Origin of the sequence: Pectobacterium fontis (assembly GCF_000803215.1) — a bacterium.
Taxonomy (GTDB): domain Bacteria; phylum Pseudomonadota; class Gammaproteobacteria; order Enterobacterales; family Enterobacteriaceae; genus Pectobacterium; species Pectobacterium fontis.
Map to the genome: position 1 here is coordinate 34,700 of NZ_JSXC01000019.1, position 25,410 is coordinate 60,109.

Annotated in this window: 23 protein-coding genes; 7 read left to right on the plus strand and 16 right to left on the minus strand. The window is 45.7% G+C overall.

Going from position 1 to position 25,410, the window contains the following annotated elements; translation table 11 throughout:
* Window positions 1–447: 447 nt before the first annotated feature.
* From OI69_RS07005 to envC, 15 genes are all read right to left on the minus strand, one after another.
* Window positions 448–1,092, minus strand: a complete 645-nt coding sequence (locus OI69_RS07005) for a DUF1919 domain-containing protein (protein WP_052198323.1) — start codon at window positions 1,090–1,092, stop codon at window positions 448–450.
* Between the two features lie 247 nt (window positions 1,093–1,339).
* On the minus strand, window positions 1,340–2,560 hold the full coding sequence (locus tag OI69_RS07010) for a hypothetical protein (protein ID WP_039347935.1): 1,221 nt from the start codon (window positions 2,558–2,560) through the stop codon (window positions 1,340–1,342).
* A 66-nt stretch (window positions 2,561–2,626) separates the two neighbouring features.
* Window positions 2,627–3,409, minus strand: a complete 783-nt coding sequence (locus tag OI69_RS07015) for a CatB-related O-acetyltransferase (protein ID WP_039347938.1) — start codon at window positions 3,407–3,409, stop codon at window positions 2,627–2,629.
* Between the two features lie 117 nt (window positions 3,410–3,526).
* Window positions 3,527–4,435, minus strand: a complete 909-nt coding sequence (locus tag OI69_RS07020) for a hypothetical protein (protein ID WP_039347941.1) — start codon at window positions 4,433–4,435, stop codon at window positions 3,527–3,529.
* Window positions 4,436–4,478: 43 nt separating this feature from the next.
* A complete protein-coding gene (locus OI69_RS07025) occupies window positions 4,479–5,252 on the minus strand; it encodes a glycosyltransferase family 2 protein (RefSeq protein WP_162183341.1) in 774 nt (257 codons plus the stop codon).
* A gap of 101 nt (window positions 5,253–5,353) precedes the next feature.
* Complete coding sequence (locus OI69_RS07030) at window positions 5,354–6,376, minus strand: glycosyltransferase family 8 protein (protein WP_039347947.1); 1,023 nt, start codon at window positions 6,374–6,376, stop codon at window positions 5,354–5,356.
* A 52-nt stretch (window positions 6,377–6,428) separates the two neighbouring features.
* Entirely contained in the window at window positions 6,429–7,439 is a 1,011-nt protein-coding gene (gene waaO / locus OI69_RS07035; RefSeq protein WP_039347951.1) for a lipopolysaccharide 3-alpha-galactosyltransferase, read from the minus strand.
* 63 nt (window positions 7,440–7,502) lie between these two features.
* Window positions 7,503–8,630, minus strand: a complete 1,128-nt coding sequence (locus OI69_RS07040; protein WP_039347954.1) for a glycosyltransferase family 4 protein — start codon at window positions 8,628–8,630, stop codon at window positions 7,503–7,505.
* Complete coding sequence (gene rfaQ / locus OI69_RS07045) at window positions 8,627–9,697, minus strand: lipopolysaccharide core heptosyltransferase RfaQ (protein ID WP_039347956.1); 1,071 nt, start codon at window positions 9,695–9,697, stop codon at window positions 8,627–8,629. The genes OI69_RS07040 and rfaQ overlap by 4 nt, the downstream gene beginning before the upstream one ends.
* Window positions 9,698–9,893: 196 nt before the next feature.
* On the minus strand, window positions 9,894–11,147 hold the full coding sequence (locus OI69_RS07050; RefSeq protein ID WP_235319663.1) for an O-antigen ligase family protein: 1,254 nt from the start codon (window positions 11,145–11,147) through the stop codon (window positions 9,894–9,896).
* Between the two features lie 26 nt (window positions 11,148–11,173).
* Window positions 11,174–12,157, minus strand: a complete 984-nt coding sequence (gene rfaC, locus OI69_RS07055) for a lipopolysaccharide heptosyltransferase RfaC (RefSeq protein WP_039347962.1) — start codon at window positions 12,155–12,157, stop codon at window positions 11,174–11,176.
* Window positions 12,154–13,221, minus strand: a complete 1,068-nt coding sequence (gene rfaF, locus OI69_RS07060) for an ADP-heptose--LPS heptosyltransferase RfaF (protein WP_039347965.1) — start codon at window positions 13,219–13,221, stop codon at window positions 12,154–12,156. Before rfaF ends, rfaC begins: the two co-directional genes overlap by 4 nt.
* Window positions 13,222–13,244: 23 nt before the next feature.
* Window positions 13,245–14,177 carry an ADP-glyceromanno-heptose 6-epimerase gene (gene rfaD, locus OI69_RS07065; RefSeq protein ID WP_039347968.1) on the minus strand — a complete coding sequence of 311 codons (933 nt, stop codon included), beginning with the start codon at window positions 14,175–14,177 and terminating at the stop codon, window positions 13,245–13,247.
* A 148-nt stretch (window positions 14,178–14,325) separates the two neighbouring features.
* Window positions 14,326–15,273, minus strand: coding sequence for a divergent polysaccharide deacetylase family protein (locus OI69_RS07070; RefSeq protein ID WP_039347971.1), 948 nt, complete (start codon window positions 15,271–15,273; stop codon window positions 14,326–14,328).
* Window positions 15,274–15,275: 2 nt separating this feature from the next.
* Complete coding sequence (gene envC, locus OI69_RS07075; protein ID WP_039347973.1) at window positions 15,276–16,577, minus strand: murein hydrolase activator EnvC; 1,302 nt, start codon at window positions 16,575–16,577, stop codon at window positions 15,276–15,278.
* A gap of 371 nt (window positions 16,578–16,948) precedes the next feature.
* Here envC and OI69_RS07080 point away from each other — a divergent pair, with 371 nt between their 5' ends.
* The 6 genes from OI69_RS07080 to OI69_RS07105 all read left to right on the plus strand — a co-directional run bounded on the left by OI69_RS07080 (window position 16,949) and on the right by OI69_RS07105 (window position 22,101).
* Window positions 16,949–17,380 carry a rhodanese-like domain-containing protein gene (locus OI69_RS07080; protein ID WP_039347976.1) on the plus strand — a complete coding sequence of 144 codons (432 nt, stop codon included), beginning with the start codon at window positions 16,949–16,951 and terminating at the stop codon, window positions 17,378–17,380.
* Between the two features lie 208 nt (window positions 17,381–17,588).
* Complete coding sequence (secB, locus tag OI69_RS07085; protein WP_014913761.1) at window positions 17,589–18,059, plus strand: protein-export chaperone SecB; 471 nt, start codon at window positions 17,589–17,591, stop codon at window positions 18,057–18,059.
* Window positions 18,059–19,075 carry an NAD(P)H-dependent glycerol-3-phosphate dehydrogenase gene (gene gpsA, locus OI69_RS07090; RefSeq protein WP_039347979.1) on the plus strand — a complete coding sequence of 339 codons (1,017 nt, stop codon included), beginning with the start codon at window positions 18,059–18,061 and terminating at the stop codon, window positions 19,073–19,075. Before secB ends, gpsA begins: the two co-directional genes overlap by 1 nt.
* A 137-nt stretch (window positions 19,076–19,212) precedes the next feature.
* Window positions 19,213–20,034, plus strand: a complete 822-nt coding sequence (gene cysE / locus OI69_RS07095; RefSeq protein ID WP_039347981.1) for a serine O-acetyltransferase — start codon at window positions 19,213–19,215, stop codon at window positions 20,032–20,034.
* Between the two features lie 306 nt (window positions 20,035–20,340).
* Complete coding sequence (gene pagP, locus OI69_RS07100; RefSeq protein ID WP_039347984.1) at window positions 20,341–20,994, plus strand: lipid IV(A) palmitoyltransferase PagP; 654 nt, start codon at window positions 20,341–20,343, stop codon at window positions 20,992–20,994.
* A gap of 252 nt (window positions 20,995–21,246) precedes the next feature.
* Window positions 21,247–22,101: a carboxylate/amino acid/amine transporter gene (locus tag OI69_RS07105; RefSeq protein ID WP_052198324.1), complete on the plus strand. Its 855-nt coding sequence runs from the start codon at window positions 21,247–21,249 to the stop codon at window positions 22,099–22,101.
* Here the strand turns inward: OI69_RS07105 and metR are convergent.
* Window positions 22,052–22,987 carry an HTH-type transcriptional regulator MetR gene (metR, locus tag OI69_RS07110; RefSeq protein ID WP_039347987.1) on the minus strand — a complete coding sequence of 312 codons (936 nt, stop codon included), beginning with the start codon at window positions 22,985–22,987 and terminating at the stop codon, window positions 22,052–22,054. The genes OI69_RS07105 and metR overlap by 50 nt on opposite strands.
* 104 nt (window positions 22,988–23,091) lie before the next feature.
* On the opposite strand from metR, the gene metE reads away from it, so the two are divergent.
* Window positions 23,092–25,356, plus strand: a complete 2,265-nt coding sequence (gene metE / locus OI69_RS07115; RefSeq protein ID WP_039347990.1) for a 5-methyltetrahydropteroyltriglutamate--homocysteine S-methyltransferase — start codon at window positions 23,092–23,094, stop codon at window positions 25,354–25,356.
* The last annotated feature ends 54 nt before the right edge of the window (window positions 25,357–25,410 follow it).

A 25,410-nucleotide genomic window follows, 5' to 3' on the forward strand; every position in this document is an offset into this window, starting at 1 on the left:
ACTTGTATCTATTTAGAATTTCCACGGAAGATATGCTTCGTTTTTCTTATGATGCTCTTGCATTCATTAATAATGTTTTTCTTTAGTCGCTGCAAAGGGTAAATAAAAAATAGCCATAATCGATCTTTTCCTTCCAGTATAACGATAGGGTCTTTAAGCTGACTGTAGTGACTTTTGTTAAGCAGTCTTAGGGCCTCTTCGGGAACATTTCGGTATTTTAACCCTATGTTACGATGATTTTCTTCATGGTGGGGAAACTCAGTGTATGCCTTTTCTTAGACAATTCATGACTGTGTCATTCTTGGATAAATTATATTTATCGACTTTATATTTTTTATAAATTAATTTTTTAATGATTTGAATGGTGATGTATTTTAAATAACCATCCCATATCTATGTATAGACGATAATGAGATCTATTCCTACTTTTTGGTAGATATGCCAGCCTTATATAGCCCTGTTATTCTTTTTTAAAGAAGGAAGGTTGAAAAATAATCTCAAATAGTCTTTGTAATATAAAATTCGACCTTTAAAAAAGTCTGGTCCATTAAGTGGTTTTCCATCATCGTTTAGTATTTTGTTTTTTATTCCTGTTGTGAAAAAAATCTTTCTTTCAAAGGGTAGCTCATGAAATTCAGCCTCATTTTTTTCTTTATTTTTGTCAAAATATGTATCGCATAATTTGAAAATTATGGCATTTATTCCATTTTCTTGAATGTAACTAATAAGTCTCATCCTTCGACGATTCCATTTATCTATTGCTTCATTGTTATCTTTATAATGAAGGAAATGAATAATACACCCTTCAATGTTAGCAATAGGATACGCGTTACTAGATTTATTGAAATGGCTTTCGTTTATCTCTATGCTAATGTTATTTTCTATATTTCTTATGAATTTAATGTAATCGCTTGATTTTAAAAACAGGCCAACAAAGGGAGTGTTATATTCTCGGTTTACTATCTCATATAACTTGTTACCCCAACAATTGTTTGAAATTATACAAAATTTCTTTTTCCGCAATATAATAAAATCTAGCCTTTTTGCGAGAGAACCCGATAGATTTATTACGGTTTTTTTTAGATTTTCCATTTTGATCTGTTGTTATCTTTTGTCGTGTATTTAATATTGTGATTTTCGGTCTTATATCAGTACTGCTAATGTTGAGCGTCTTTGGGCGTTCTTTGTCGCTTAAAAGCGTTTTTTGCACAATTATAAAAATACAGATTTGTACAAAAACAGTTACGGAATACATCCGAGCCATTAATATCTTTTCTACAAATCAACGAGCCTGTTTGATGAATGCGGGATTGTATACTTGCTCATCGCTCATCATTTTTTATAAATATTTTCTATAACTATTTATCCCATATCCTACGACTATAGAGAGACGTTTTTTTATTTCAAACCATGTTTGTGATTTGTTAGATAGTTCTTTCATTTTTTTTAATTGTGATAAAAGTTCTTCTTGAGTAGAAAATGAGTCATTCATTACATCAAAATTAATCTTATTCCTTTCATTTTTATATTTTAATGAAAGAACATTCCCCATATATACATCATAATATGTTGTAGAGTTATAGCTTATTGCAATATCAAATTCTTTAGAATCTAAAGCCTCTTTCAGTGTTCCTAAATTATAAAAATTAAAGCCGTACTTTTCAGCTAGACTTTTATATTTCTCTTGATTCAAGTGTGGATGGGTTTTTATCATTACATCTATTTTTTCTTTTTTTGAACAAGCATGAATGATTTTTATTATTTCTGTGTTTTCTTTTTCGTATTTTAGTGATGAGCATAACAAAAGTATTCTGCATGTCTCCTTAAACTCATATGGTGAAAGGTCTTTCTTAACACTCGGATAGCCACAGACTTTTATTTTTTCTGAACGTATTCCATATTTTAAGAAATCATTTTTTGTGTGTTCTCCCCAGCACAGTAGATGATCAGATATCATGTTGTCAAATATTACAGCATCAACATTTGAATCTTTAGGATAAGAATATAAGGCATGTTGTAGTGTGTATGTGGTTATTTTATATAACTTAAAATATTTACAAAGAATAGCTTCTAAAGGGAGGGCGCTGCAGAAGCTACAATATTTTTTATATTTAAAATTTTTTTTTGTTTTATTTAATAAATCAATAGTGTTTATATAATACATCATATAGAAAAGTAATATTAGTCTATTTTTCCATGAGAAAGATAATTTTTGGGAACAAATTTGATTAATAGACAAAATAAATCCTTTTATAGAGAAATGAAATTTTGATTTCTCTGTTATTCTAAATATATTTTTCACATCTACTTGAGATATAACGTAGTTGATTATTTCCTCATAGTCTCTTCTTTCACCATATGGCCCTATACTGAATAATATATCATCATCAAATGAAGGTATGTTCAACTCATTGGCAAGGAATAATTTACTAAATGATTTTCGCAAAGATCTTTTTTCATTAATTAAGTAAGCCATGTCAAAAGCCATTATTTCAGACAAGTCATAGCCGTTATAAACTAAAGAGATTTTGTTTTTTCTTATTGATTTTTGTTTTTTCATATTATATCTTATTTAGATAAATATATTTATTGATCTAATTTTTTCATATGTAACTTACTTTTATTTTCAACACAATGTCTTGAAAATATAGGATAAGTTTGTTTTTTTGTAATTTTCTTTTTTTAGTGTATTACCTTCAATTTTTTCTGATAGTTCAGATATAAATAAATCAATATTATTTCCGTATGTTATCGGTAGGTCGATATATTTATAGTCCCACCAGGATAATAGTGAAAGCCTCTCTATTTCATTCGTTTCAAATCTAAATTTAATAATTTTTGCTGGAACACCAGCAACAATAGCATAAGGAGGGACATCTTTTGTGACAACAGAATTAGCACCAATAACTGCTCCATTCCCTATTGTAATATTTCCTTTTAATACAACATTAGCACCTATCCAAACATCATGACCAATACATGGGAGAGGAAGTTCTTCATTAAATGGTTCGGTAATATAGGGAGCATGAATATCGTCTACGAAGTTCTTAATAAAATCATGGTGATATGTTATTGGACTTGTGGTGAAACGATGGATGGGGTGCTGAGTGCCCATAATAGTGACACCGTTTGCAATGCTACAATATCTACCAATACTCATTTCATTAGGGAAAGAACTGCAACAATATGAGTAAGCCCCCATAGAACAGAAACCTTTGTAAGGCATTGTTGAGTTCTCTTCTACATGAATATCACAATTTATTGTTATTTTGTCTCCTTTTTGTAGTAAAAATATATTTTTTTTCCTATATACGTTCTTTGTTTTTAGTACATGTCCTAAGAATATTTTCTCTGATAAGCAGAAGTCTTCATGTCGTTTTGTCCACCGAAAGCTAAAAGGGTAGCTCACTTTTATATTTCCTACTATGGTAATGATTGATTAATGTCTTTATGAAAAAAGAATATTTATAATATATGAGTTTTATGGAAATAATAAATAAAGATAGGTTTCGGTTTTTCAATTGAGCTAACTTATCTTTTTTGTGTAATGGCTTGGTTTTTTATCTCTTGATATGTTTTTTATTGAACGAGGATGATGTTTTTTTATTAAAAATAAAATTATATTTTTCATTTGACTAAAATTTGTTTTTTTAAATATAAAGTCACGAATGCAAATGAAAATTGTACTGAATAAGCTTTTTTTCTGATATTCAATTCTGATGAAATATTTAAAATAAAGATTTTCTATTATTCTGAAATCACTTTTTTCTTCTTTTGGATCAAGAGTAGATAATGAGTGATGAATTTCATTCACACAATACAAAGATAATTTCTGTATAGACATTTTTTTTATTGTTCTAAAGAAATCATTATCAATTCCATAGAGCGCTAACCGTTCTTCAAAAATAAAACCTCTTTCTTTTATTATTTTATCAATTGCAATTTTGGACATACTCACACCTGACATGGCTGATATAACCGGTGATGAGATATATCCTTCATCAATGACAATATTAGGGTTGTCGTATAAATGTGGATAGTATTGCACATCCTTTTCATTATTGTTGACAATTATTTTTGGTATGTAGATATCAGATTTTTCAGAGTTATTGATTTTATAAAAAAAGTCATTGGGGATTTTTGAATCTTGGTCTAATAAAGTGACTATATCGAATGAGAAATTATCAATAAAAAAATTATAAATTTTCGAAAGAGATATATTTGTTATATCTTGATATATTTTTGCACTGATTTTGTTTTCTTGGCAGACCATCATGAAATTATTAATATCCTCTTCTATTAATAATTCCTGACCGTTATTCCAAACTAAAATATCTAAATCTATACCATCAGTTTTACATTTCGTGAGGGATTTTAAAGTATCAGAATTTTGCAGCATTGAGTTGTATATTATAACGACACAAGATATTTTCATTCTACAAAATCCTATTTTTTACAAATGAGTGAGATATTGGTTTTTATTTCGATATCATTTTCAATGACCATAACTCAGTATATTTATTAAAGGTATACTGTGCATTGACTATAGCTAGTAGTAATCCCTGTTTTCCATCTAGAAATCCGGCTCTTAGTATCAATGTTTTAATAAAGGAGAACACTGTATGAGAAAAAATAGAAAGATAGCTACAATGCTTACCCTTGGCATGGCGCTCTTTTGCCCAATCAGACGCATAACGCAATTGTTTTTTTTGAAATTCTGAAAAATCACGACAGGTTAAATGTAATAGATCACCCGTTAATGATTTAACAGCAGCGTTGCCATAATTTAATGATTCATGAACTTGGTTATCGTTATAATAATAGTGGTGGTTAGCATAGAAACGAATGACTTTATCTGGATACCAACCACTATGCTTCATAAAACGTCCGAGGAAAAGATTTCGTCTTGCACATGCATATACAGTATCAGTAATTATATCTGGCGTTTTTAGTACTGTTTCAACAGCAGTGCGTAATTCCTTTGTCATTCTTTCATCGGCATCAATAAAGAAAATATAATCACCACTAGCATGGGTCTGAGCCCTTTGCCTTTGTTTTCCATATCCTAGCCAGCCATCGTAGTGATAAACTTTTGCGCCATATTTCTTTGCAATTTCAATGGTATTGTCGCTACTGCCAGAATCGACGATTATTATTTCATCTGCCCATGATATAGATTCTAAGCATTCTTGAATGAGTTCTTCTTCATTTTTAGTTATAATGAGAACTGATAACGTTTTTCGCATACCTATTTTTCCGCTCAGTTTCTACTGAATTTATATGTGTCAGGTTGAATTCGAAAGTAATGCACTATATTTGTTTTAGGGAACAGGATGTGAAAAATTTTTCAGAATTAATTTTTTTTGGGTGAGGAGGTTAAATATTTTTTTATACTGTATTTTAAGGCACAGACTAATCCAGAGATATACTTTCCTTTTTTCAACAAATGCTTATATTTTTTCTTTATTTCTACGAATGTGTCAGCATCTTTCATATCCTTGACTGACCAGGGTGACTCTTGCTGAGCGTTTTGAAAGTATGATGTTGACGGATAGTTTGCCCATTTGTGCCAAGGCTTAGTTACACCTGTATAGTGTATGAGAATCGTGTCATCTTTTATGATTTCTTTATATTTTTGATGACTGGAATCCTTCAGCTCATTTTTTATGGAATAAATAGTATTATATTCTCTGGGAAGGAAGGTTACGTTATCATGCAATAATATATTCATGACATCTTGATCCGGATATTGAATTGATTCCTCACCATTTCTTAATTTATCAAATATCTTTTGTGTTAAATCCAATTCATTCCAGATAGTTAAATTTACGAATAAAACGCCAGAGTTAAAATACTTTCCTTCTAAGGCGGCCATCTTTAATCGATTTGCTGATTTTTTTTGTGTTTCAGGTAAATCACGAATTACGGCCGCAACATGTGGTGCTGTATCCAACTTGTGAAGCTGCGCTAAAGAACCTTTGCACATTACATCAGCATCAAGATAAAGGAGATTTGATATTTTGTCTGAAAGGTGGGAAAAAGCTAATAACCTGAAATACATCGCATGCGACCAAATATCAGTACAAGGCAATGTTTTTAACATTTCAGAATTTATTTTATATAAGACGATTTTAGTTTTAAATGTTTCAGCAAGAATATTTAATTTTTTAATAAACTCATCATCAAAATCATCAGAAAAAACATGGAATGTAAAATCGATGTCATTATTGATGAGAATTGATGCTATTGATATTCCACAACCAATAGCATAATTTTTATCTATACCATAAGCAACGTTTAGAGTGTCATTATCGGCGATTGGCTGATGTCTATTTTCGAAAACTGAAAGAACATCAATATGCGATGAAAAGACCATTACATCACCTTAAAAGAAGAAAAATTTAGCGTTTGAAATTTAGTTTTCGTTTTTAAAATGCTTTTTTATAAAAATATTTTAAGTAGCTAATTGTACCAGAAATAAATTGGCTGTTATGAAACTGATGCTTAGCACAATATCGCATATTACTTGCTGTGACAGCGTTTAAGAGAGGCTCATTTCTCCATGGCGAATTGTCTTTTGCTTTTAAAAAATATTTTGTGCAAGTGTAATTGGCGGCCCATGTATGCCAAGGTTTAGTGGGGCCGATGTAATGAATAAATATAGTCTCAGTAGATATAGGCGTGGGAGCAGACTCACCACGCCTATATTTTAATTCATAGTTGATACTAAACTGGGTGTTGTATTTATTATCCAGTTGATAAAAATTTCCTGCCAAAAGTATATTTAAAACATCCTGATCAGGATGGGTAATGACTTTCTTCATCTCTGGATCGATCAAAAAACGCATGCTGTTTTCTGTTACAGATGCCTGATGCCAGTTATTGATTTCAATTAATAGAACACCGGAATTAAAGTAACCATTGTTGAGTTCGGGCTGCTGAAATTTTTGCGCACGGTTTTTCCACCAACTGCTATCACCATCTAAAACAACGGCAGCGATATGATTACTCACATCTAGTTTTATTAATTCTTGCAGTGAACCATTGCATATAATGTCTGCATCAAGGTAGAGAACTTTATCAAGTATCTGATAGAAGTAGTCGGCAATGATAAAACGAAAATAAATGGCATAGCTCCAGAGTTTTGTTTCTGGTAACGTTTTTAACCAAGAGCAATCAACGATATAGATATTAATGGTTGTATTGTATTGCTCTGCCATTTCTTGAAATCTGGTTTTATCACCATCACTAAGCTCATCGGTAAATACGTGAAAGGATAAACAATGGTCCTGATTTTTTAATAGGATAGATGCTATCGCTATGGCGCAGCCATAAATGAATTTTTCATCAGTACCAAAGGCTATATTTAACTCAGTATTTTTTTTAGAATATGAGAATGAGTGTACAGTTTTTATGACTTTTTCTTTGTCAAAGTACATGTGTTTACCGTATGGGATGAATAGCAAAGAGAATAATTTTTTGTAGAAAATAGGCCAGAATATTTATTTATCATTATGATTCAATAATATCAACTGTGCCGCTTTTTCCGGCAGGCTGTAAATATCCTCTGTATCAGCGAAACGGCGGGCATTGTCTGCCCACTGTTTAAGCGTTTCCGGTTGACCGAGCGCGAGTGATAACGCGTGGTTGAGTGCTGTCTGGCTAAAAGGCTCTGGGATGACTTGTCCGGCCTGAGAGCGCTCGATGTAAAAAGCATAACCACACGCATCGGTCACGAGGATGGGTAAACCTGCGGCGATGGCCTCAAGTAAAACAATGCCGGCTGCTTCCTGATGAGCCGGATGCAGTAATAAGTCCGATGCTCCCATGAAGTCTGGAATATCGTCCCGACCTGAGAAGAAATGTATCTGTTTACCGATCCCGAGCTGCTCTGCCTGTTGTTGAAATGGTGTTGGATCGTCCTGACCAACAACCAGAAATGTCACGCGCTTACGTATTTCCTCTGGCAGGCTGGCAATAGCGGTCAGGCTGCGGCCAACCCCTTTGCGTTTGAAGTCGGAACCGACTTGTAACAGAACCCATCCATTTTCATTCAGATGATGCTGTTGGCGGAATCGGGAACGTGTGTCTGGAGAATGTGCACTGTACTTTCTATCCGGTGAAATTCCCGGTGGCAGCATGAAAAAGCGTTCATCCTGTGTGCCGTAATGCTTCTGAAAATGGGCGATTTGCCGCGGAGTCAGCATCAGCATCCGCGTATGGCTGTTTTTATCAAACACATCTCGTTCAAGTGCCGCATAACCGCGGTAGCGGGGCGTCAGCCGATAAAACAGACCTTTCTCTTGCACTGCTTTTTCAGCGGTGCATCCTTCTGCGGCATAGTAGAAATCCAGCCCCGGCATTTTGCTAAACCCGACAACGCGATCAACGGGAGATTGCTGTAAGTGATGCTGTATCCAATGAGCAAAGCGTCGATGTCGTGTGTGGTTGCCAAGCCCTGATATCGGCACGAGAACGATATCGAATCCTTGCGGTTTGTCGCCCTGCCACTCACTGGTGTAGACGCGAATGTCATGACCCTTTTTTTGGCAGGATTTTGCAATACTGAGAAAATCACGCTGTAATCCGCCGAAAGGGAAGTATTTATAGACGCAGAATGCGATTTTCATTGGCCATCTCTTTGTGGCGTAGTCTTCAGCATCTGTTCTGATGCCTGAATAACATCTTGCGCAGGAATGCAGGATAAATATTTAACCGTCTGATCGTAATGATGTTGGGCTGGCATAGGCTGATATTCACCTGCCCAAATTTGTTTATAGTGTTCACACCACGGGCGCCATAACTTGTAGTCTGTTGGGCCAAATAAGCTTACGAGTGGCGTATTTAACGCGGCAGCCATATGCATTGGTGCCGAATCTACGCCAATATAGAGCACGGCGTTGTCGATTAATGCCGCCAGTTCCAGAAAGCTCGTTTTGCCCGCCAATGATATGTTGGGTTTGTGGATGCACTGCGAATAAATATCGCGCACGATAGTTAAGTCGTCTTCCGATGGGCCGCAGGTAAGCACGACTTCCAGATTTTTTTCTTTAAGATAGTCAATAACCTGAGCAAATTTGTCGTTGTCCCAATATTTATAGTATTGGCGCGTCGTTGGCTGAATGACAACGTATTGCTGTGTTAAAAGTGTCGGGCAATGGTCAAATACACGTTGAGCATCTTCCTGGCGATAATGCAGCGATAAGCGAGAACGCGTATTCGATGCAGGCAGGTTGAGTGGCGTAAGTAGATACAGGTTTTGTTCAACAATATGTGCACCTCTCGGAGGAACACAGTGGTCGAAAAATAAACGCCAGATTTTGCCTTTTAGCTTATTTCCGCGATCGAGAGCAACACTACGCCCTCCTAATGATTTTACTAACAACGCAATAGGCCACTGGTCAGCAAGATTAACGATCAGGTCGTAATTATTTTTCTTAAGCTCTTGTCTGATTGCTTTGAAATTACGGATTTTTTCCAAAAGTGTATCCGTCTTTCTTTTTAGCCCATAAAGCTGATGTATCTCTGGGTTTGCGGAGAGGATCGGCATCGTATCCTGGTACAACAATACGTCGATTTTAGCGTCAGGGTAATTTTTTTTCAGCGTACTGATGAGCGGAGTGGTCAGCAGCATATCGCCATGATATCTGAGCTTCACTACGAGAATCCGGTGATAAGAGATGATGCGTTGACTCACTCGTTTTCCTTCATGTAATCAAAAGTTATGCTTTTTACAGGCACGCTACCGCCCCTGGCTCGACAGCTACCAGTTAACTGATTTCATCCATGTACTGATGAGACTGCATGGATACGCTAATTTTTCGTTATGGTACTAAAACCCACATCCCTCTCACAGAGGTAAATGCGACCGCCACGCGCTAATTATAACAGGGCTAATTTTTTAACCATTTCCCAGTCAGCGTTGTGCCAAGACAAAATGCCATCAGCCACGCAATAAGCATGTCTCGTGAATAGAGAATGACATCGCTAAGTCCATACATAATCAAGGCAAAAAGCAGCGCAGCAGAGAGATGGCTGCGTAAAACGAAAAATGAAAAATAAAATAAAGAGACATAGAGCAATATCAGCAATATCGCGCCCGGTAGCCCTTTAAGGGAAAATGCATCAATCACTTCGTTATGCAGATGGATATCCAAATATCCTACTGCGCCAGATAGCTCAGACTCTTGTTTGGCTTGTGCCATGATATGTTCTGCGCGCTGTTCGGCCGATTGCCCGAGCAAGGCTTCTTCCCCGGCTTCTATACCAGATTGGTACATCGCGATGCGCGCACCCACCGATGTCATGCTGTTGTTCATGTTGTAACTGCGTACGTCGTTAATCAGATCGTTGACACGTTGATGAAGCGTATCTTGGAAGAGGAATAAACACAGGAGAAGAGTGGCCGATGAACCGATGAATGCTTTGATGAATAACCGCTTATTGTGCCTGACTTCTGACAATAAAATAGTCGCGCCAACAATAGGGTAGACGAATATGGCCGCTCGCGTTTCCGTCAGGAAAATTGCGATAGTGACTAACAGGAAATGTCCCAGGTAGAGATAATACTTATAGGCTGTATCGAGCTTAAGCAGAGCCTGTGCGCTTAGCGCGCCAATAAACGTTAGAAAATAGGCTGCGCTCGTGGCTGTACCAAATACCAATCCGATACGGTGCATTCCACTGAACCCTGCCTGATAGAACGTATAGCCCAGTGCGAACACACAAATTGCAATGATGTAGAAGATCGGCTGCTTTTGCTTTTGTTGTGAGATATGCAGGACTGTAAGCAGGATGAATGTACCCAGAATACCGGCATGTGCTGATGTCTTGTAGGCGTTATACACATAAGGAAAAAGGCTATCAGGTTGATAATAGTGGTGATACCAAATGAGATTGGTGATGCCGATAGCCAGCAGGCAAAGAGGAATCAATAATAACCGCTTAGCGGCTATTATTGTTCTCAGGTGTGTCACAACATAGAAAACAGAGAGTGAGCCTGTGAGATAAAAAAGCCACCCGGCGAGAATGCTATTAAATGGCATAATGGCTACTGTGAGTAAACAGCCGGGGAAGACGCCCTTCAGTGCGACAGTCGAACTTATGCTGGGCGTTTTGCCCAGTTCGAACTTTGATTCATTAAGCATGTATTTGTTCACAGTCGGAAGCGATATCACTCGCCTGATGCAGGTAATTCTATCAGCTTCTCTAATTTCTGATGGACGAGGCTAGCGGGAATTGTCTCCATTTGTTGGCTTTCAGACATTTCCACCACCTGATTCATCCCGTAACCGCCAATCAGGCCTGGATCGGTTGGGCCGTATAAGGTGATATTCGGACGATCCAGCGCCGCCGTCAGATGGCTCAGCCCGGTATCGACGGAAACGACGGCTTTGGCGCCAGCTAATACCTCGGCGACCTGTTGCAGCGTAAGGCGCGGCAGAACCTCAACGTACGGGAAACCTTCCGCCAGCCGTAATGCGCGCTGGTGCTCATGCTCCGCGCCCCAGGGGAGCTTGATGTGTAATCCGCTCGGTGCCAATAGCGCAATCAATTCACGCCAGTGTGCTTCCGGCCAGTGTTTTTCATCGCGCGTGGTGGCGTGGAGAAACACCAGATAGCGGTTGGCGTCGGCGGGTGACTGAGAGAGGAAGCGCGACGCAATCGCATAATCGCCGCGTTCGGCAGGCTTCTTATAACCCAGACTGGCGGCAAACAGTTCCCGTACGCGCTCGACGGCATGTTGCCGACGGCTTATCGGGTGGCGATAGTTATAAAACCAGCTTGCCAGCGGCTCACGCGCACTCCTGCAATCCAGCCCGTGTTTCTTTCCGTTGGCGAGCCGCGTTACCAGCAGCGCGCTTTTAATCAGCCCTTGCGCATCAATCACGGCATCATAACGGTATTGACGTAGCTGGCGCATAAACGCGGCACGCTCCTGACGAGTCGGGGCACTGAACCAGCTTTTGCGCCAGCGGCGTATCGCCACCGGAATCACGCGGGAAACGGCGGGGTGCCAACTGGGAACTTGTGCGAAACCTTCTTCAACCACCCAGTCGAACTGGATACCGGGAATGGCCTGCATGGCGTCGGTCAAGGCCGGCAGCGTGTGCAGCACATCGCCCATCGACGATGTTTTTACGATCAGCACTCTCATGCGTTCGCTCCCGGCACCTGACTTTCTCCCGAAATCAGATACTTATCTAGTGCGCTGAGCACGCGTTCGGGCTGAATGTCGATCAAACTCTGGTGATAGCCTTGCTCGGCATCCCCTTTACGCACTCGGTGATAGCCGGTAATCAGCCGAATCACCTCGGCCTGATGGGACAGTGGTGGCGTAAAGTCGGGACTGCTTGGACCATACAGCGCGACAAGCGGGCGATGCAGCGCCGCTGCAACGTGCATGAGACCAGAGTCGTTACTGACAACGGCGTGGCAGGCGGCGATCAATACTACCGCCTGTTCCAGCGAGGTTTTCCCCGCCAGATTGGCGCAATGCTGCCGAGCGTTTTCTGTCAATCCCTGAAGGATATCGTCACAGGCTGAACGATCGTTCGCCGAACCGAACAGCGCGATCTGGTAGCCGCGTTCGATCAGCGTTTGTGCCAGTGCGGCATAGTGATAATGCGGCCAACGTTTGGCGGGGCCAAATTCGGCACCGGGGCAAAAACCGATAATGGGACGCGCATCGCTAAGGCCAAAGGCCTGCATCATGTCAACAATTTCAGTCTGATTGACCTGTAACTGTGGCCAAAGCAGCGGTTGCGGCAGATCCTCTGCGCGGCGAATACGGCTGCGGTCATAGGCTAATGCGGCGTAACGCTGCACCATCAGCGGAAATGCCGCTTTATCCAGCACGCGTAAGTCGTTCAGCAGCCCGTAACGCATTTCGCCGCGCCAGCCTGTGCGCCGTGGAATGTTGGCAAAGAAAGGCACGAGCGCGGATTTGAAGGAGTTGGGCAGCACGTAAGCGCGATCGTAACCTGTACCGCGCAGCGAAATGCCAAGACGGCGACGTTCGCCCAGTTCAAGTGCGCCGTGACCTAGCGGCATGGCTAATGCTTGATTGACTTCTGGCATGCGTGCCAGCAGTGGACGACACCAGGCTGGTGCCATCACGTCAATAACCGCTTCCGGGTGTTCAGCCTTCAAGGTGCGATAAAGGCTGTGCGACATCATCATATCGCCGACCCAGGAAGGGCCGATGACCAAAATTTTCATACCGCTTATGAATCCTTATCCGATTAAACGGTACGGTTCAGCCAGATCATATATTCCGCCACGCCTTCGGCGACGGTTTTGAACGGCTTGTCATAACCTGCGGCGCGCAAGTTGGTGAGGTCGGCCTGCGTGTAGGCCTGATAGCGGCCTTTCAGCTTCTCGGGGAATTCGATGTATTCCACGCTGCCTTTTTTGTGGAAGGCGAGTGTGGCGTCGGCAATTGCCTGAAAGGATTCGGCGCGGCCTGTACCGCAGTTGAAGATGCCGGACACCCCGTTTTGCCAGAACCACAGATTGACGGCGGCGACATCACCCACGTAGATGAAATCACGCTTGAAGTTCTCGCTACCGGAGAACAGCTTAGGGTTTTCACCCTGGTTAATCTGGTTGTTCAGATGAAAGGCGACGCTCGCCATGCTGCCTTTGTGGCCTTCGCGTGGTCCGTAGACGTTGAAATAGCGGAAGCCGCAGATCTGTGATTCCGCTTCTGGCAGAATTTCACGCACGTACTGATCGAACAGAAACTTGGAATAGCCGTAGACGTTCAGCGGCTGCTCGTACTGACGGTCTTCGATGAAGTTATCGTTGCGACCGCCATAGGTCGCGGCAGAAGAGGCATACAGGAACGGAATGCTGCGATCGAGGCAGTAGTGCAATACGTCTTTGGAATACTGATAGTTATTATCCATCATGTATTTGCCATCCCACTCGGTGGTGGAAGAGCAGGCACCTTCATGGAAGACGGCATCGATATCGCCCAGATCGTCACCGGCAACGATGCTGGCGATGAAATCTTCTTTATCCATGTAATCGGCGATATCCAGATCGACCAGATTGGCGAATTTGGTGCCGTCTTTCAGGTTATCGACAACCAGGATGTCCCGATAGCCGATGTCATTCAGAGCTTTTACGATATTGCTGCCGATAAAACCGGCACCGCCAGTAACGATAATCATGGGCGCGACCTTTGTTAATCTTGCTGGTGAGGCACCGCGCCCCACACTGTTTATGACCGCTATAATAGCATTTCATTTTACCGCAAGCAGCCAGAGGTTAATTTATCCCGTGTTGTCCGGCCTTTTAAGAGAGAACAGGCGTCGGAGATCACGGCTGCTTGTGTACCTCGGTGTTCAAAGGGGCAACCCAGGTTTGCCAGCGCTGTTTGATAAACAGGACGGGCGCGCTTTCCTGAATGCTGCTGCTGACCAGTTTAAAGAACACATCATTCTTAACCGGTTCCGGCGGCTGCTTGACCCGACACTGCGGTATGCCGCGGAACGGGTTACGCGGTTTGGCCGGTTGCTGCGGCTGAGGTTCATACTGCCGCGTCGGCTCATTCAGCAACTGGCTCGGGCGCACCAGAACAATATCGGCATCCAGCGTGGGCAGCATCTGCTGTAAGACGCGGATGGTTGAAGGATGCGGATGTCCGATAGCGATGGCGGAACCGCTGCGGCGGGCAATTTGCACCGCACGGGTAAACTGCTTACGAATCTCGGCTTCGTTTTGCGAATCATCCAGAAAGACTTTGCGTTTGATGACTTTGACGCCTGTTCCTGCCGCAGCCTGGCTGGATTGGCTACTGCCGATGGTCATGCTATCGAGGAAATAGAGTTGATAGGCGCTGAGCGCCTGCATGACTTTTTGCATGCCGGGCAGGCTGGCGGTCATCGCGCTGCCCATATGGTTGTTCAACCCCACGGCGTAAGGCACGTTATTAACTGACTGGCGGATGATGCGCTGAATTTCGTCGCTGCCCATGTCCGGGCGTAACGTGTCGCGCTCCAGCGGCTGCTTACTCATCGGTGCCATCGGTAGGTGAATAAGCACTTCTCGCCCTTGCTGGTGGGCCTTCGTCGCCATTTCACGGGCGTACGGTGCGTTGGGCAATACCGCGACGGAAATCGCGGTTGGCATCGCCAGAATCTGGTTCTCATTATGTGGACGATAGCCGAAATCATCGATGACGATGGAAAGCTTTCCGGCCAGCGCCAAAGGAGATAGGGCGAGCAGACCTAATGCCAATAACGGTGTTTTGGTTAAATAAGACAAGGCTATCTTCCCAGCCAAGGTTGTGGATTGACCGCCTGACCCTGACGACGGATTTCGAAATACAGTCCAGGCTGGCTTTGTCCACCGCTGGTGCCGACCAGTGCAATAGATTGACCCGCCTTAACCTGAGCGCCAACGGCAACCAAGGCACTTTGGTTATAGCCGTACAGGCTCATGTCGCCTTTACCATGCTGCACAACGACAACCAGCCCGTAGCCCTGTAGCCAGTCGGCCATCAGTACGGTGCCGTCGGCGATAGCTTTCACTTCCGTGCCTTCCGGTGCGGTAATCACCATGCCTTTCCAGCGTAGTTCGCCCTGTAGCGGCTCGCCGAAGCGGTGCTCGATGCGGCCGTTAACGGGCCAGATAGCCTGACCTGATGGTCGGCCTAAACCGCCAGTACGCGCCATGAGTGAACGCTCACCTTCAGTCGGTTTATAACTGCTGCCGCTGCGTTTGGCCTGTTCTTCTTTAGCGCGAACCTTGGCGACCTCGCGCGCTTCCCGTTCGGCGCGCGCTTTGGCCTCTCGCTCGGCGCGAGCGATCTGATCGCGCAATCGAGTTTCATTCTGGCGCAGTTCCGTCAACTGCTGCCGATCTTTTTCCAGCGAGCTTTCCAGCGTCGACAGCGTTTTCTTCCGATCGGTCTGCGCCTGCTCCAGCGTTTGCTGTTGTTGCTGTTGATCACTTAACAACGTTTTTTGCTGCGTCTGTTTTTGTTCTAACTGACGCCGTTGAGCGGCCAGTTCCACGCGGGTTTGGTGCAATTCGTTGATGGATTTCTGCCGCGCCTCGTTCAGGTAGCCGAAGTACGCGAGGATGCGCTCGTTGCGCTGGCTTTCTTCTCCGCTCAGCATGAGTTGCAACGCGCTGTGCTGACCTTGCCGGAAAGCCGCATCAAGCTGTCGAGAAAGGAGAGATTGTTGTTTGTCCTGCTGAGATTGCAGCTTGGCGATAGAGGTGCCGAGACTGGTTAATTCTTTATTTAGCGTGGACAGCGTATTGCGCGTTTCATGCAGTTGACGACTCGCCTGAGAAATGGACTGTTCCTGCTTTTTCAACTGCTGAACTAAAGCACTGCGCTGCTTTTGCTGCTCTTGAACGCTTTTTTCTTTCGCGGCGATATCTTGTTGCAGGGTCTTAAGCTGTGCCTGATTGTCTTCCGCCTGGCCGAGTGCGGGCAACAGCAGAACGCCAACGCAGAGCGCGCTGACGCAGCGGGTGAGCAGTCTTTGTAATGCGGATAAATGGCGATCGGCGCTACATGCTACTCGACTCTGTACAAATAACGCGTTTTTACTCATAGCGGTGAATTATTCCACGATGAACAGCAGCTTACCAGTTGTCTCTTGTCTGATTTCTATTTCCAGACGTGACAAGCATGGCACAAAGACAGGCATCTATGCGTATCAATCGTAGATAAATGGAAAGCTCTGCGCATAAAATGGTGAAATGGCGTCATTTAGCTCGCTATTTGCTGCGGTCTGCTACCTCTGGCTAGCGCTCGCGCTGGCCTTTGTTGGAGTGCGTCAAGCATTTACCCTGGAAATTTGGGTATCGCGCCGCAGATTCGATACGCTATGTTGGCTTACTGGCTGTAATTGCCGTATCGCGCAGGTATACTCAGTGACCTTATATTTTTGTTGCTTAACTGATCCGGGAGCCGTTACACCCCATGCAAGAGATTATGCCATTCGTTAGCAAGCACCCTATTTTGAGCATCGCCTGGGTTGCGCTGTTGGTTGCGGTAATTGTACTTACTGTGAAGAGTAAACTGTCGAACGTGAAAGAAGTGGTTCGCGGTGAAGCGATCCGACTGATTAATAAAGAAGATGCTGTCGTCGTTGATATCCGCAACCGTGACGACTATCGCCGTGGCCATATTGCCAGCGCATTTAACCTGTTGCCGAACGACATCAAAAACGGCAGCGTAGGTGAACTTGAAAAACATAAGTCACAGCCGATTATTGTGGTATGCGCCAACGGCCTCTCCTCGCGTGAAGCGGCCGAGAATTTGCATAAAGCAGGCTTTGAGCGTGTGCAGGTGCTGAAAGATGGGTTGGCTGGTTGGAGTGGTGAGAATCTGCCTTTAGTGCGCGGCAAATAACGCGGTTTGTGGTAAAACTATCCGCATTGTGCCATCCGCAGTGAACATGGCAACGATGTGGCAGGATAACCGACGGGCTGATTGCAGAACCACGGTGATTACAGTATGACCGTGATTACCGTACGGCAATGACCGAAATGTGCTGACGTCTGCCTACTGATGACGACGGAAGACGTCAAGAAAATCTAACAAAAGGGTATTACTTAACATGTCTGAACAAAACAACACAGAAATGGCTTTCCAAATCCAGCGTATCTACACCAAAGATATCTCTTTTGAAGCGCCGAATGCGCCTCAGGTGTTCCAGCAGGAATGGCAACCGGAAGTCAAATTGGATCTGGATACCGCCTCCAGCCAACTGGCTGACGACATCTATGAAGTCGTACTGCGTGTGACCGTAACGGCTTCTTTGGGTGAAGAAACTGCATTTCTGTGTGAAGTTCAGCAAGGTGGTATCTTCACCGTTGGCGGTATCGAAGGGACTCAACTGGCGCACTGCCTGGGTGCTTATTGCCCGAACATTCTGTTCCCTTATGCGCGTGAGTGCATCACCAGCCTGGTTTCTCGCGGTACTTTCCCGCAGTTGAACCTGGCGCCGGTTAACTTTGATGCGCTGTTTATGAACTACCTACAGCAGCAGACCGAAGGTGAAGGCGCTGCGCAGCACCAGGATGCCTGATGAACGCGTCTGACGCTTCCATGACCGTCATCGGTGCCGGTTCATACGGCACCGCGTTAGCCATTACGCTGGCGCGTAATGGCCATCGGGTTGTGCTGTGGGGCCACAACTCTGCTCACATTCAGGTGTTACAGGCCGCTCGCTGCAATCAGGCTTTTCTGCCGGATGTGCCTTTCCCCGATTCGTTACAGTTGGAAACCGATCTGGAACGAGCGCTTGCCGCCAGCAGAAACGTGCTGGTTGTGGTGCCGAGCCACGTATTCGGTGATGTATTGCGTCAGTTGAAACCGCATTTACGCGCCGATACGCGTATCGTGTGGGCGACCAAAGGGCTGGAAGCGGAAACGGGTCGCTTGTTGCAGGATGTCGCACGCGAAGCGTTGGGCGAAACCATCCCGCTTGCGGTGGTGTCTGGCCCGACATTTGCCAAAGAATTGGCGGCTGGCATGCCGACGGCGATTGCGCTGGCATCAACGGACAGTGAATTTGCTGACGATCTGCAACAGTTACTGCATTGCGGGAAGAGTTTCCGTGTCTACAGCAACCTGGATTTTATCGGCGTGCAACTCGGTGGGGCGGTGAAGAACGTCATTGCTATCGGCGCGGGTATGTCAGACGGCATTGGGTTTGGTGCCAATGCTCGTACTGCCTTGATCACCCGAGGGCTGGCGGAAATGACCCGACTTGGCACGGCGCTGGGTGCGGATCCTACCACCTTCATGGGGATGGCGGGGCTTGGCGATCTGGTGCTGACCTGTACTGATAATCAGTCCCGTAACCGGCGCTTTGGTATGATGCTAGGGCAGGGAATGGATGTGCAAAGCGCACAAGATAGCATTGGTCAGGTTGTTGAAGGATACCGTAATACGAAAGAGGTGCTGGCATTAGCGCAGCGCTACGGCGTTGAGATGCCGATTACCGAGCAACTCTGGCAGGTGTTGTATTGTGGGAAAGATGCCCGAGAGGCGGCGCTGAGCCTGCTGGGTCGCACGCGTAAAGACGAAACCAAGTTATAAAACACGTCGTTCCATGCTGGGCTTCCTAATCCTGAAAGCTCATAGTATCTTCATTTTCTTGTATGCGAACGGTGGTGCTAATAAGCATGCCGTTTGAGAACAGATGTACGTTGTGTGGTATCTCGGAGAGTAAGGCAATGTCGACAGAAGAACTGGAACTGGTCTGGACCAATATCAAGGCAGAAGCGCGTAGTCTTGCTGATTGTGAACCAATGCTGGCCAGCTTTTTTCATGCCACGTTGCTGAAACACGAGAATCTGGGTAGCGCATTGAGCTACATGCTGGCGAATAAGCTAGCCAATTCTATTATGCCCGCGATCGCCATTCGTGAGGTGGTGGAAGAGGCCTACCGCGCCGATCCGCAGATGATTGTCTCGGCGGCGCGTGATATTCAGGCTGTCTGCCTGCGCGATCCGGCAGTGGATAAATACTCGACGCCGTTGCTCTACCTGAAAGGATTTCATGCATTACAGGCTTATCGCATCGGACACTGGCTTTGGTCACGGGATCGCAAAGCGCTGGCGGTCTATTTTCAAAATCAAATCTCGATTTCTTTCGGTGTCGATATTCACCCAGCAGCGAGAATCGGCTGTGGGATCATGCTCGATCACGCAACGGGTATCGTGATTGGCGAAACGGCTGTGGTTGAAAATGATGTCTCCATTTTGCAATCCGTTACGTTGGGCGGTACGGGAAAAACCAGCGGTGATCGTCATCCTAAAATTCGTGAAGGTGTGATGATTGGTGCCGGCGCTAAAATTTTGGGGAATATTGAAGTCGGCTGTGGCGCGAAAATTGGCGCAGGTTCTGTCGTGCTGCAATCAGTTCCACCTCATACGACGGCGGCAGGGGTTCCGGCTCGTATCGTCGGTCGCCCGGAGAGTGATAAACCCGCGATGGATATGGATCAGTATTTCAACGGCATCAACCGTGGCTTTGAATACGGTGATGGTATTTAGCTTTACGGCGTAGCGTAGTCGATTACGGTTTCTTACTATCTGGAATAGATTGCCAGCAGCATATAAACCACCGATAAATAAGGTGGTTTTTTGCTATTTCTGCTAAGAAACATCTGAAAGCAACGCTGATTTCACTATCTATTTAAGCAAAGTTGCAACTGCTCCCTTCATAATAGGCCGCTTTAGTCTACCGCCTATATAGGCAGATTGCGTAAGTTGCACTATATATTTTGGTAACGACCAAGAATAGCCTTGTTGGATTACTTTTTTTGAATGGAATCGTGACGCTGTTACAGAGAACCTTATATGTATTTGAAGCGAACTTTAATCACATTGAGTTTGATTACACTACCCGTTGTTCCTTTTTTGAGCTACGCAGCAGAAAGCATAAATAATGCAGGGACAAATAATTCGAATAGCACGGTGAACCTTGCCCCTATAGCGGTTGCTTCCAATGATCCGGCATCGGATAAGCAGAGTGAAAGCTGGTGGCAGAGAAGTAAAAATAACTTGTCTACCACCTGGAATTCGCCGCAGAGCCACGATATTTATATCCCGGCAATCACCTGGCATAACCGCTGGACATACGATAAAGAAAAAACGGACAAGTATAACGAAAAACCGTGGGGCGCGGGCTATGGTGTTTCCCGTCTGGATAAGGATGGGGATTGGCACGGGCTTTATATTATGGCTTTTAAGGATTCCTTTAATAAATGGGAACCTATCGGTGGCTACGGTTATGAAAAGCGTTGGCGACCCACCAGCGATCAAGATTTTCAACTGGGTCTGGGTTTCACGGCTGGCGTAACAATGCGTGATAACTGGAACTATATTCCAATCCCTGTTCTATTGCCTTTGGCATCAATCAGTTATGGCCAGCTCTCTTTCCAGGCGACTTACATTCCCGGAACATACAATAATGGTAATGTTTTCTTTGCCTGGTTCAGATGGCAGATTTAATCCTTGAGTCATTCAGCTTCTTTTATTTGACAAAAAAGAGGCTGTTATTTTTTCTGCAAAGCGTCGTAGGCAGCGAATATATTTAACGCACGCCACTGTGTTATTGATAAAGATTATTTAATGTCATGCCTTCTCGGGGTTGCGTGTATTTCCTGTTTGTCTTTTTTTTGCCCTCATGTAAACCATGTTGATGAAAACTCATTCAGTCATCTCCGCTACAATAGCGCTACTTTTTCTTAAGCGGATGCTGTTGTGCCATTACTTACTATCACCACTATTTTGTGGGCATTTTCATTCAGCCTGATTGGCGAATATCTGGCGGGTCAGGTTGATAGCTGGTTTTCTGCGATGTTCCGTCTGACGGCCGCGGCAGTGGTATTTTTGCCGTTCTTACGTTTTCGGGGCTATGCGCCACGCGTCATTTCCTTGTATATGTTAGTGGGTGCTTGCCAACTCGGTATCATGTACCTGTTCGTGTTCCAGGCTTACCTGTACCTGACCGTACCGGAGTTTTTACTCTTTACGGTGATGACGCCGCTGTACGTGACGCTGATTTACGATCTGCTTGCCCGGCAGCGTTTACGCTGGGGCTATGCCATGAGTGCGTTGCTGGCGGTATTTGGTGCGGCGGTGATCCACTATCACGGCGTCAGTGAACATTTCTGGTGGGGATTCCTGCTGGTGCAGGTGGCTAACGTGTGCTTTGCGGCAGGTCAGGTTGGCTATAAGCGCCTGATGGAGCTTCATCCTGTGCCGCAGCATTGCGCATTTTCCTGGTTCTATCTGGGCGCTGCGATTGTGACGATAGCGGCGTGGTTGCTCTTCGGCAATCTGGATAAGTTACCGACCACCACCTTGCAGTGGGGGGTGTTGCTGTGGCTGGGGATTGGCGCTTCCGGCCTGGGCTATTTTATGTGGAACTACGGCGCAACTCAGGTGGATGCCGGAACACTTAGCATAATGAATAATTTCCATGTGCCGGCGGGGCTTTTGGTCAACTTTGCTATCTGGCACAAAACGCCAGACTGGCTGAGCTTTATTGTGGGGACGATAATTATTACGTCCTCACTGTGGGTACACCAGCGTTGGGTCGTGAAGCGTCCTTGACAAAGGGTAAGTGCTCACAAGCGTGCTGACGCGCCGAACGAATAAATGCATCAATCACCGGTTGGCGCTGCTCTCCATCGCGAACGGCAGCGTACAACCGGCTCCACAGCCCCTCGCCCAGTGATTTGGTCATAATCAGCCCCTGACGTTCAAAGCTTTCCACCACCCAGTGCGGTAACGCGGCAATGCCCATACGGGCGGCGACCATCTGAATCAACAGCAGCGTATTATCCACGCTTTTCAACGTAGGGCTAATGCCCGCAGGCTGTAAAAAGTGGCGCCAGACATCCAGCCGTTGCCGCTGTACCGGATAGATCATCAGGGTTTCGGTGGTGAAATCCTCCGGTTCGATTTTCTCTTTTCCCGCCAGCGGATGGTCGGGAGCCAATACCAGCCTGACTTCAAAATCAAACAGCGGTGAATAGTGCAGGCCGCTGCGCGGCATGATGTCGGAGGTCATGACCAGATCCAATTCACCTTGCTGGAGTGCTGGCTGAGGGTCGAATGTGACGCCCGATTTAAAATCCATCACCACCTGCGGCCAGTGGTGATGGAACTCGTCCAGCGCAGGCGTCAGCCACTGAATACAGCTATGACACTCGATAGCCAGGCGCAGCGTGGTTTGGTGCGGCTCATGACAGGCCTGCAATGCCTGCTGGATTTGCGGCAACACCTGTTCTGCCAACTGCAACAGAATTTCTCCCTGAGGCGTAAAGCGTAGCGGCTGGCTTTTACGCACGAATAGCCTGAACCCAAGACGCTGCTCCAGATCGCTGAACTGATGGGACAACGCGGATTGAGTTTGGTGAAGTGCAGCGGCAGCGGCGGCTAACGATCCGGTATTGCGCAGTGCTTGCAGCGTTCGCAGGTGTTTGAATTCGATCATGAGAGTCCTTCACAGTGACAGTGAATAAATTGCGCTTGTGGTGACTACACTACCTGCGGATTATGGAGGTGTAAACATCTGGACGGCTAAATGAGGAATTAACGATGGCGATTGTGAATCACACACTGGGTTTTCCGCGCGTTGGGCTACGCCGTGAACTGAAAAAAGCACAGGAAAGCTACTGGGCAGGTAACGCGACACAGGAGGAGCTGCTGAGCGTCGGACGTGAGCTGCGTGCGCGTCATTGGCAACAACAGAAGGATGCTGGCGTTGAGCTGCTGCCAGTGGGTGATTTCGCCTGGTACGACCATGTGCTGACCACAAGTCTGCTGCTGGGTAACGTACCTGAGCGTCATCGAAATGAAGACGGTTCGGTCGATCTGGATACGCTGTTCCGTATTGGTCGCGGGCGTGCGCCAACCGGTAAACCGGCGGCGGCGGCAGAAATGACCAAATGGTTTAACACGAACTATCACTACATGGTGCCGGAATTCACTCAAGGACAGCAGTTCAAGCTGACCTGGACACAACTGCTGGACGAAGTTGATGAAGCACTGGCGTTGGGCCATAACGTGAAACCTGTGCTGTTAGGTCCGGTGACCTACCTGTGGCTGGGCAAAGTGAAAGGTGAGTCATTTGATCGTCTATCGCTGCTAAAGGACATTCTACCGGTTTACCAGCAGGTATTGGCTGAGCTGGCGAAGCGCGGCATCGAGTGGGTGCAGATTGACGAGCCTGCACTGGCGCTGGAACTGCCGCAAGAATGGCTGGCGGCGTTTAAACCAGCCTACGACGCGCTGCAAGGTCAGGTGAAATTGCTGCTGACGACCTATTTCGATAGCGTTAGCCAGAACTTGGAAACGATCAAAGCCCTGCCGGTTCAGGGACTGCATATCGATCTGGTTCACGGTAAAGATGATGCCGCGACGCTGAGTGCTCAACTGCCTGCGAACTGGGTGCTGTCTCTGGGGGTGATTAATGGCCGCAACGTCTGGCGTGCTGACCTGAGCAACTGGTTTCAACGCCTGCAACCGCTGGTAGGGACGCGCGATCTGTGGCTGGGAAGTTCATGTTCACTGCTGCATAGCCCGATTGATCTGAGCGTAGAAGCGCGTCTGGATGAGGAAGTAAAGAGCTGGTTCGCTTTTGCCATCCAGAAATGTGCGGAGCTGTCGTTGTTGTCTCAGGCACTGAACAGCGGCAACGGTCAGGCATTGGAAGCGTATAGCGCGCCGATTCGCGCGCGCCGCACCTCAACGCGCGTGAATAATGCCGCCGTTGCGCAGCGTCTGGCGGCGATTACCGCACAGGACAGCCAGCGTCAGAACGTGTATTCGGTTCGTGCTGATGCCCAGCGCGAGCGTTTTAATCTGCCAGCCTGGCCGACGACCACGATCGGTTCTTTCCCACAAACTACGGAAATTCGTGGCCTGCGTTTGGATTTCAAACAGGGGCGTCTGGATAGCCATCACTATCGCACCGGCATTGCCGAGCACATCAAGCAGGCTGTGGTTGAACAGGAGCGTCTGGGTCTGGACGTACTGGTGCACGGTGAAGCCGAGCGTAACGACATGGTGGAGTATTTTGGCGAGCATCTGGATGGGTTTGTCTTTACCCAGAACGGTTGGGTGCAGAGCTACGGTTCTCGCTGTGTGAAGCCGCCAGTCATCATTGGCGATGTGAGCCGTCCAGAAGCCATCACCGTTGAGTGGGCGAAATACGCACAGTCTCTGACCGACAAGCCGATGAAAGGCATGCTGACAGGGCCGGTGACTATCCTGTGTTGGTCGTTCCCGCGCGAAGACGTCACGCGGGAAACCATCGCCAGACAGATTGCGCTGGCGCTGCGTGATGAAGTGGCGGATTTGGAGGCGGCGGGCATTGGTATCATCCAGATCGATGAACCGGCGCTGCGTGAAGGTCTGCCGTTGCACCGCTCTGATTGGGATGCCTATCTGGCCTGGGCCGTGGATGCGTTCCGTCTGAACGCTGCTGTGGCGAAAGATGATACGCAGATCCACACCCACATGTGTTATTGCGAGTTCAACGACATCATGGATTCTATCGCCGCGCTGGATGCCGACGTGATTACGATTGAAACCTCTCGTTCCGATATGGAGTTGCTGGAGTCGTTTGAAGAGTTCGAATATCCAAATGACATCGGACCGGGGGTTTATGATATCCACTCTCCGAACGTACCGAGCGTAGAGTGGATGGAAGCCTTGCTGAAGAAAGCGGCACAGCGTATTCCTGCGGAACGCCTGTGGGTGAACCCGGATTGCGGCCTGAAAACCCGCGGCTGGCCGGAAACGCGTCAGGCTCTGGCGAATATGGTTCAGGCAGCACAGCGTCTGCGTGAAACCCAGTAAGGTTTAATTGCTGATGACATCAGGGAGGCTATTGCCTCCCTGGTTTTTTCGGTT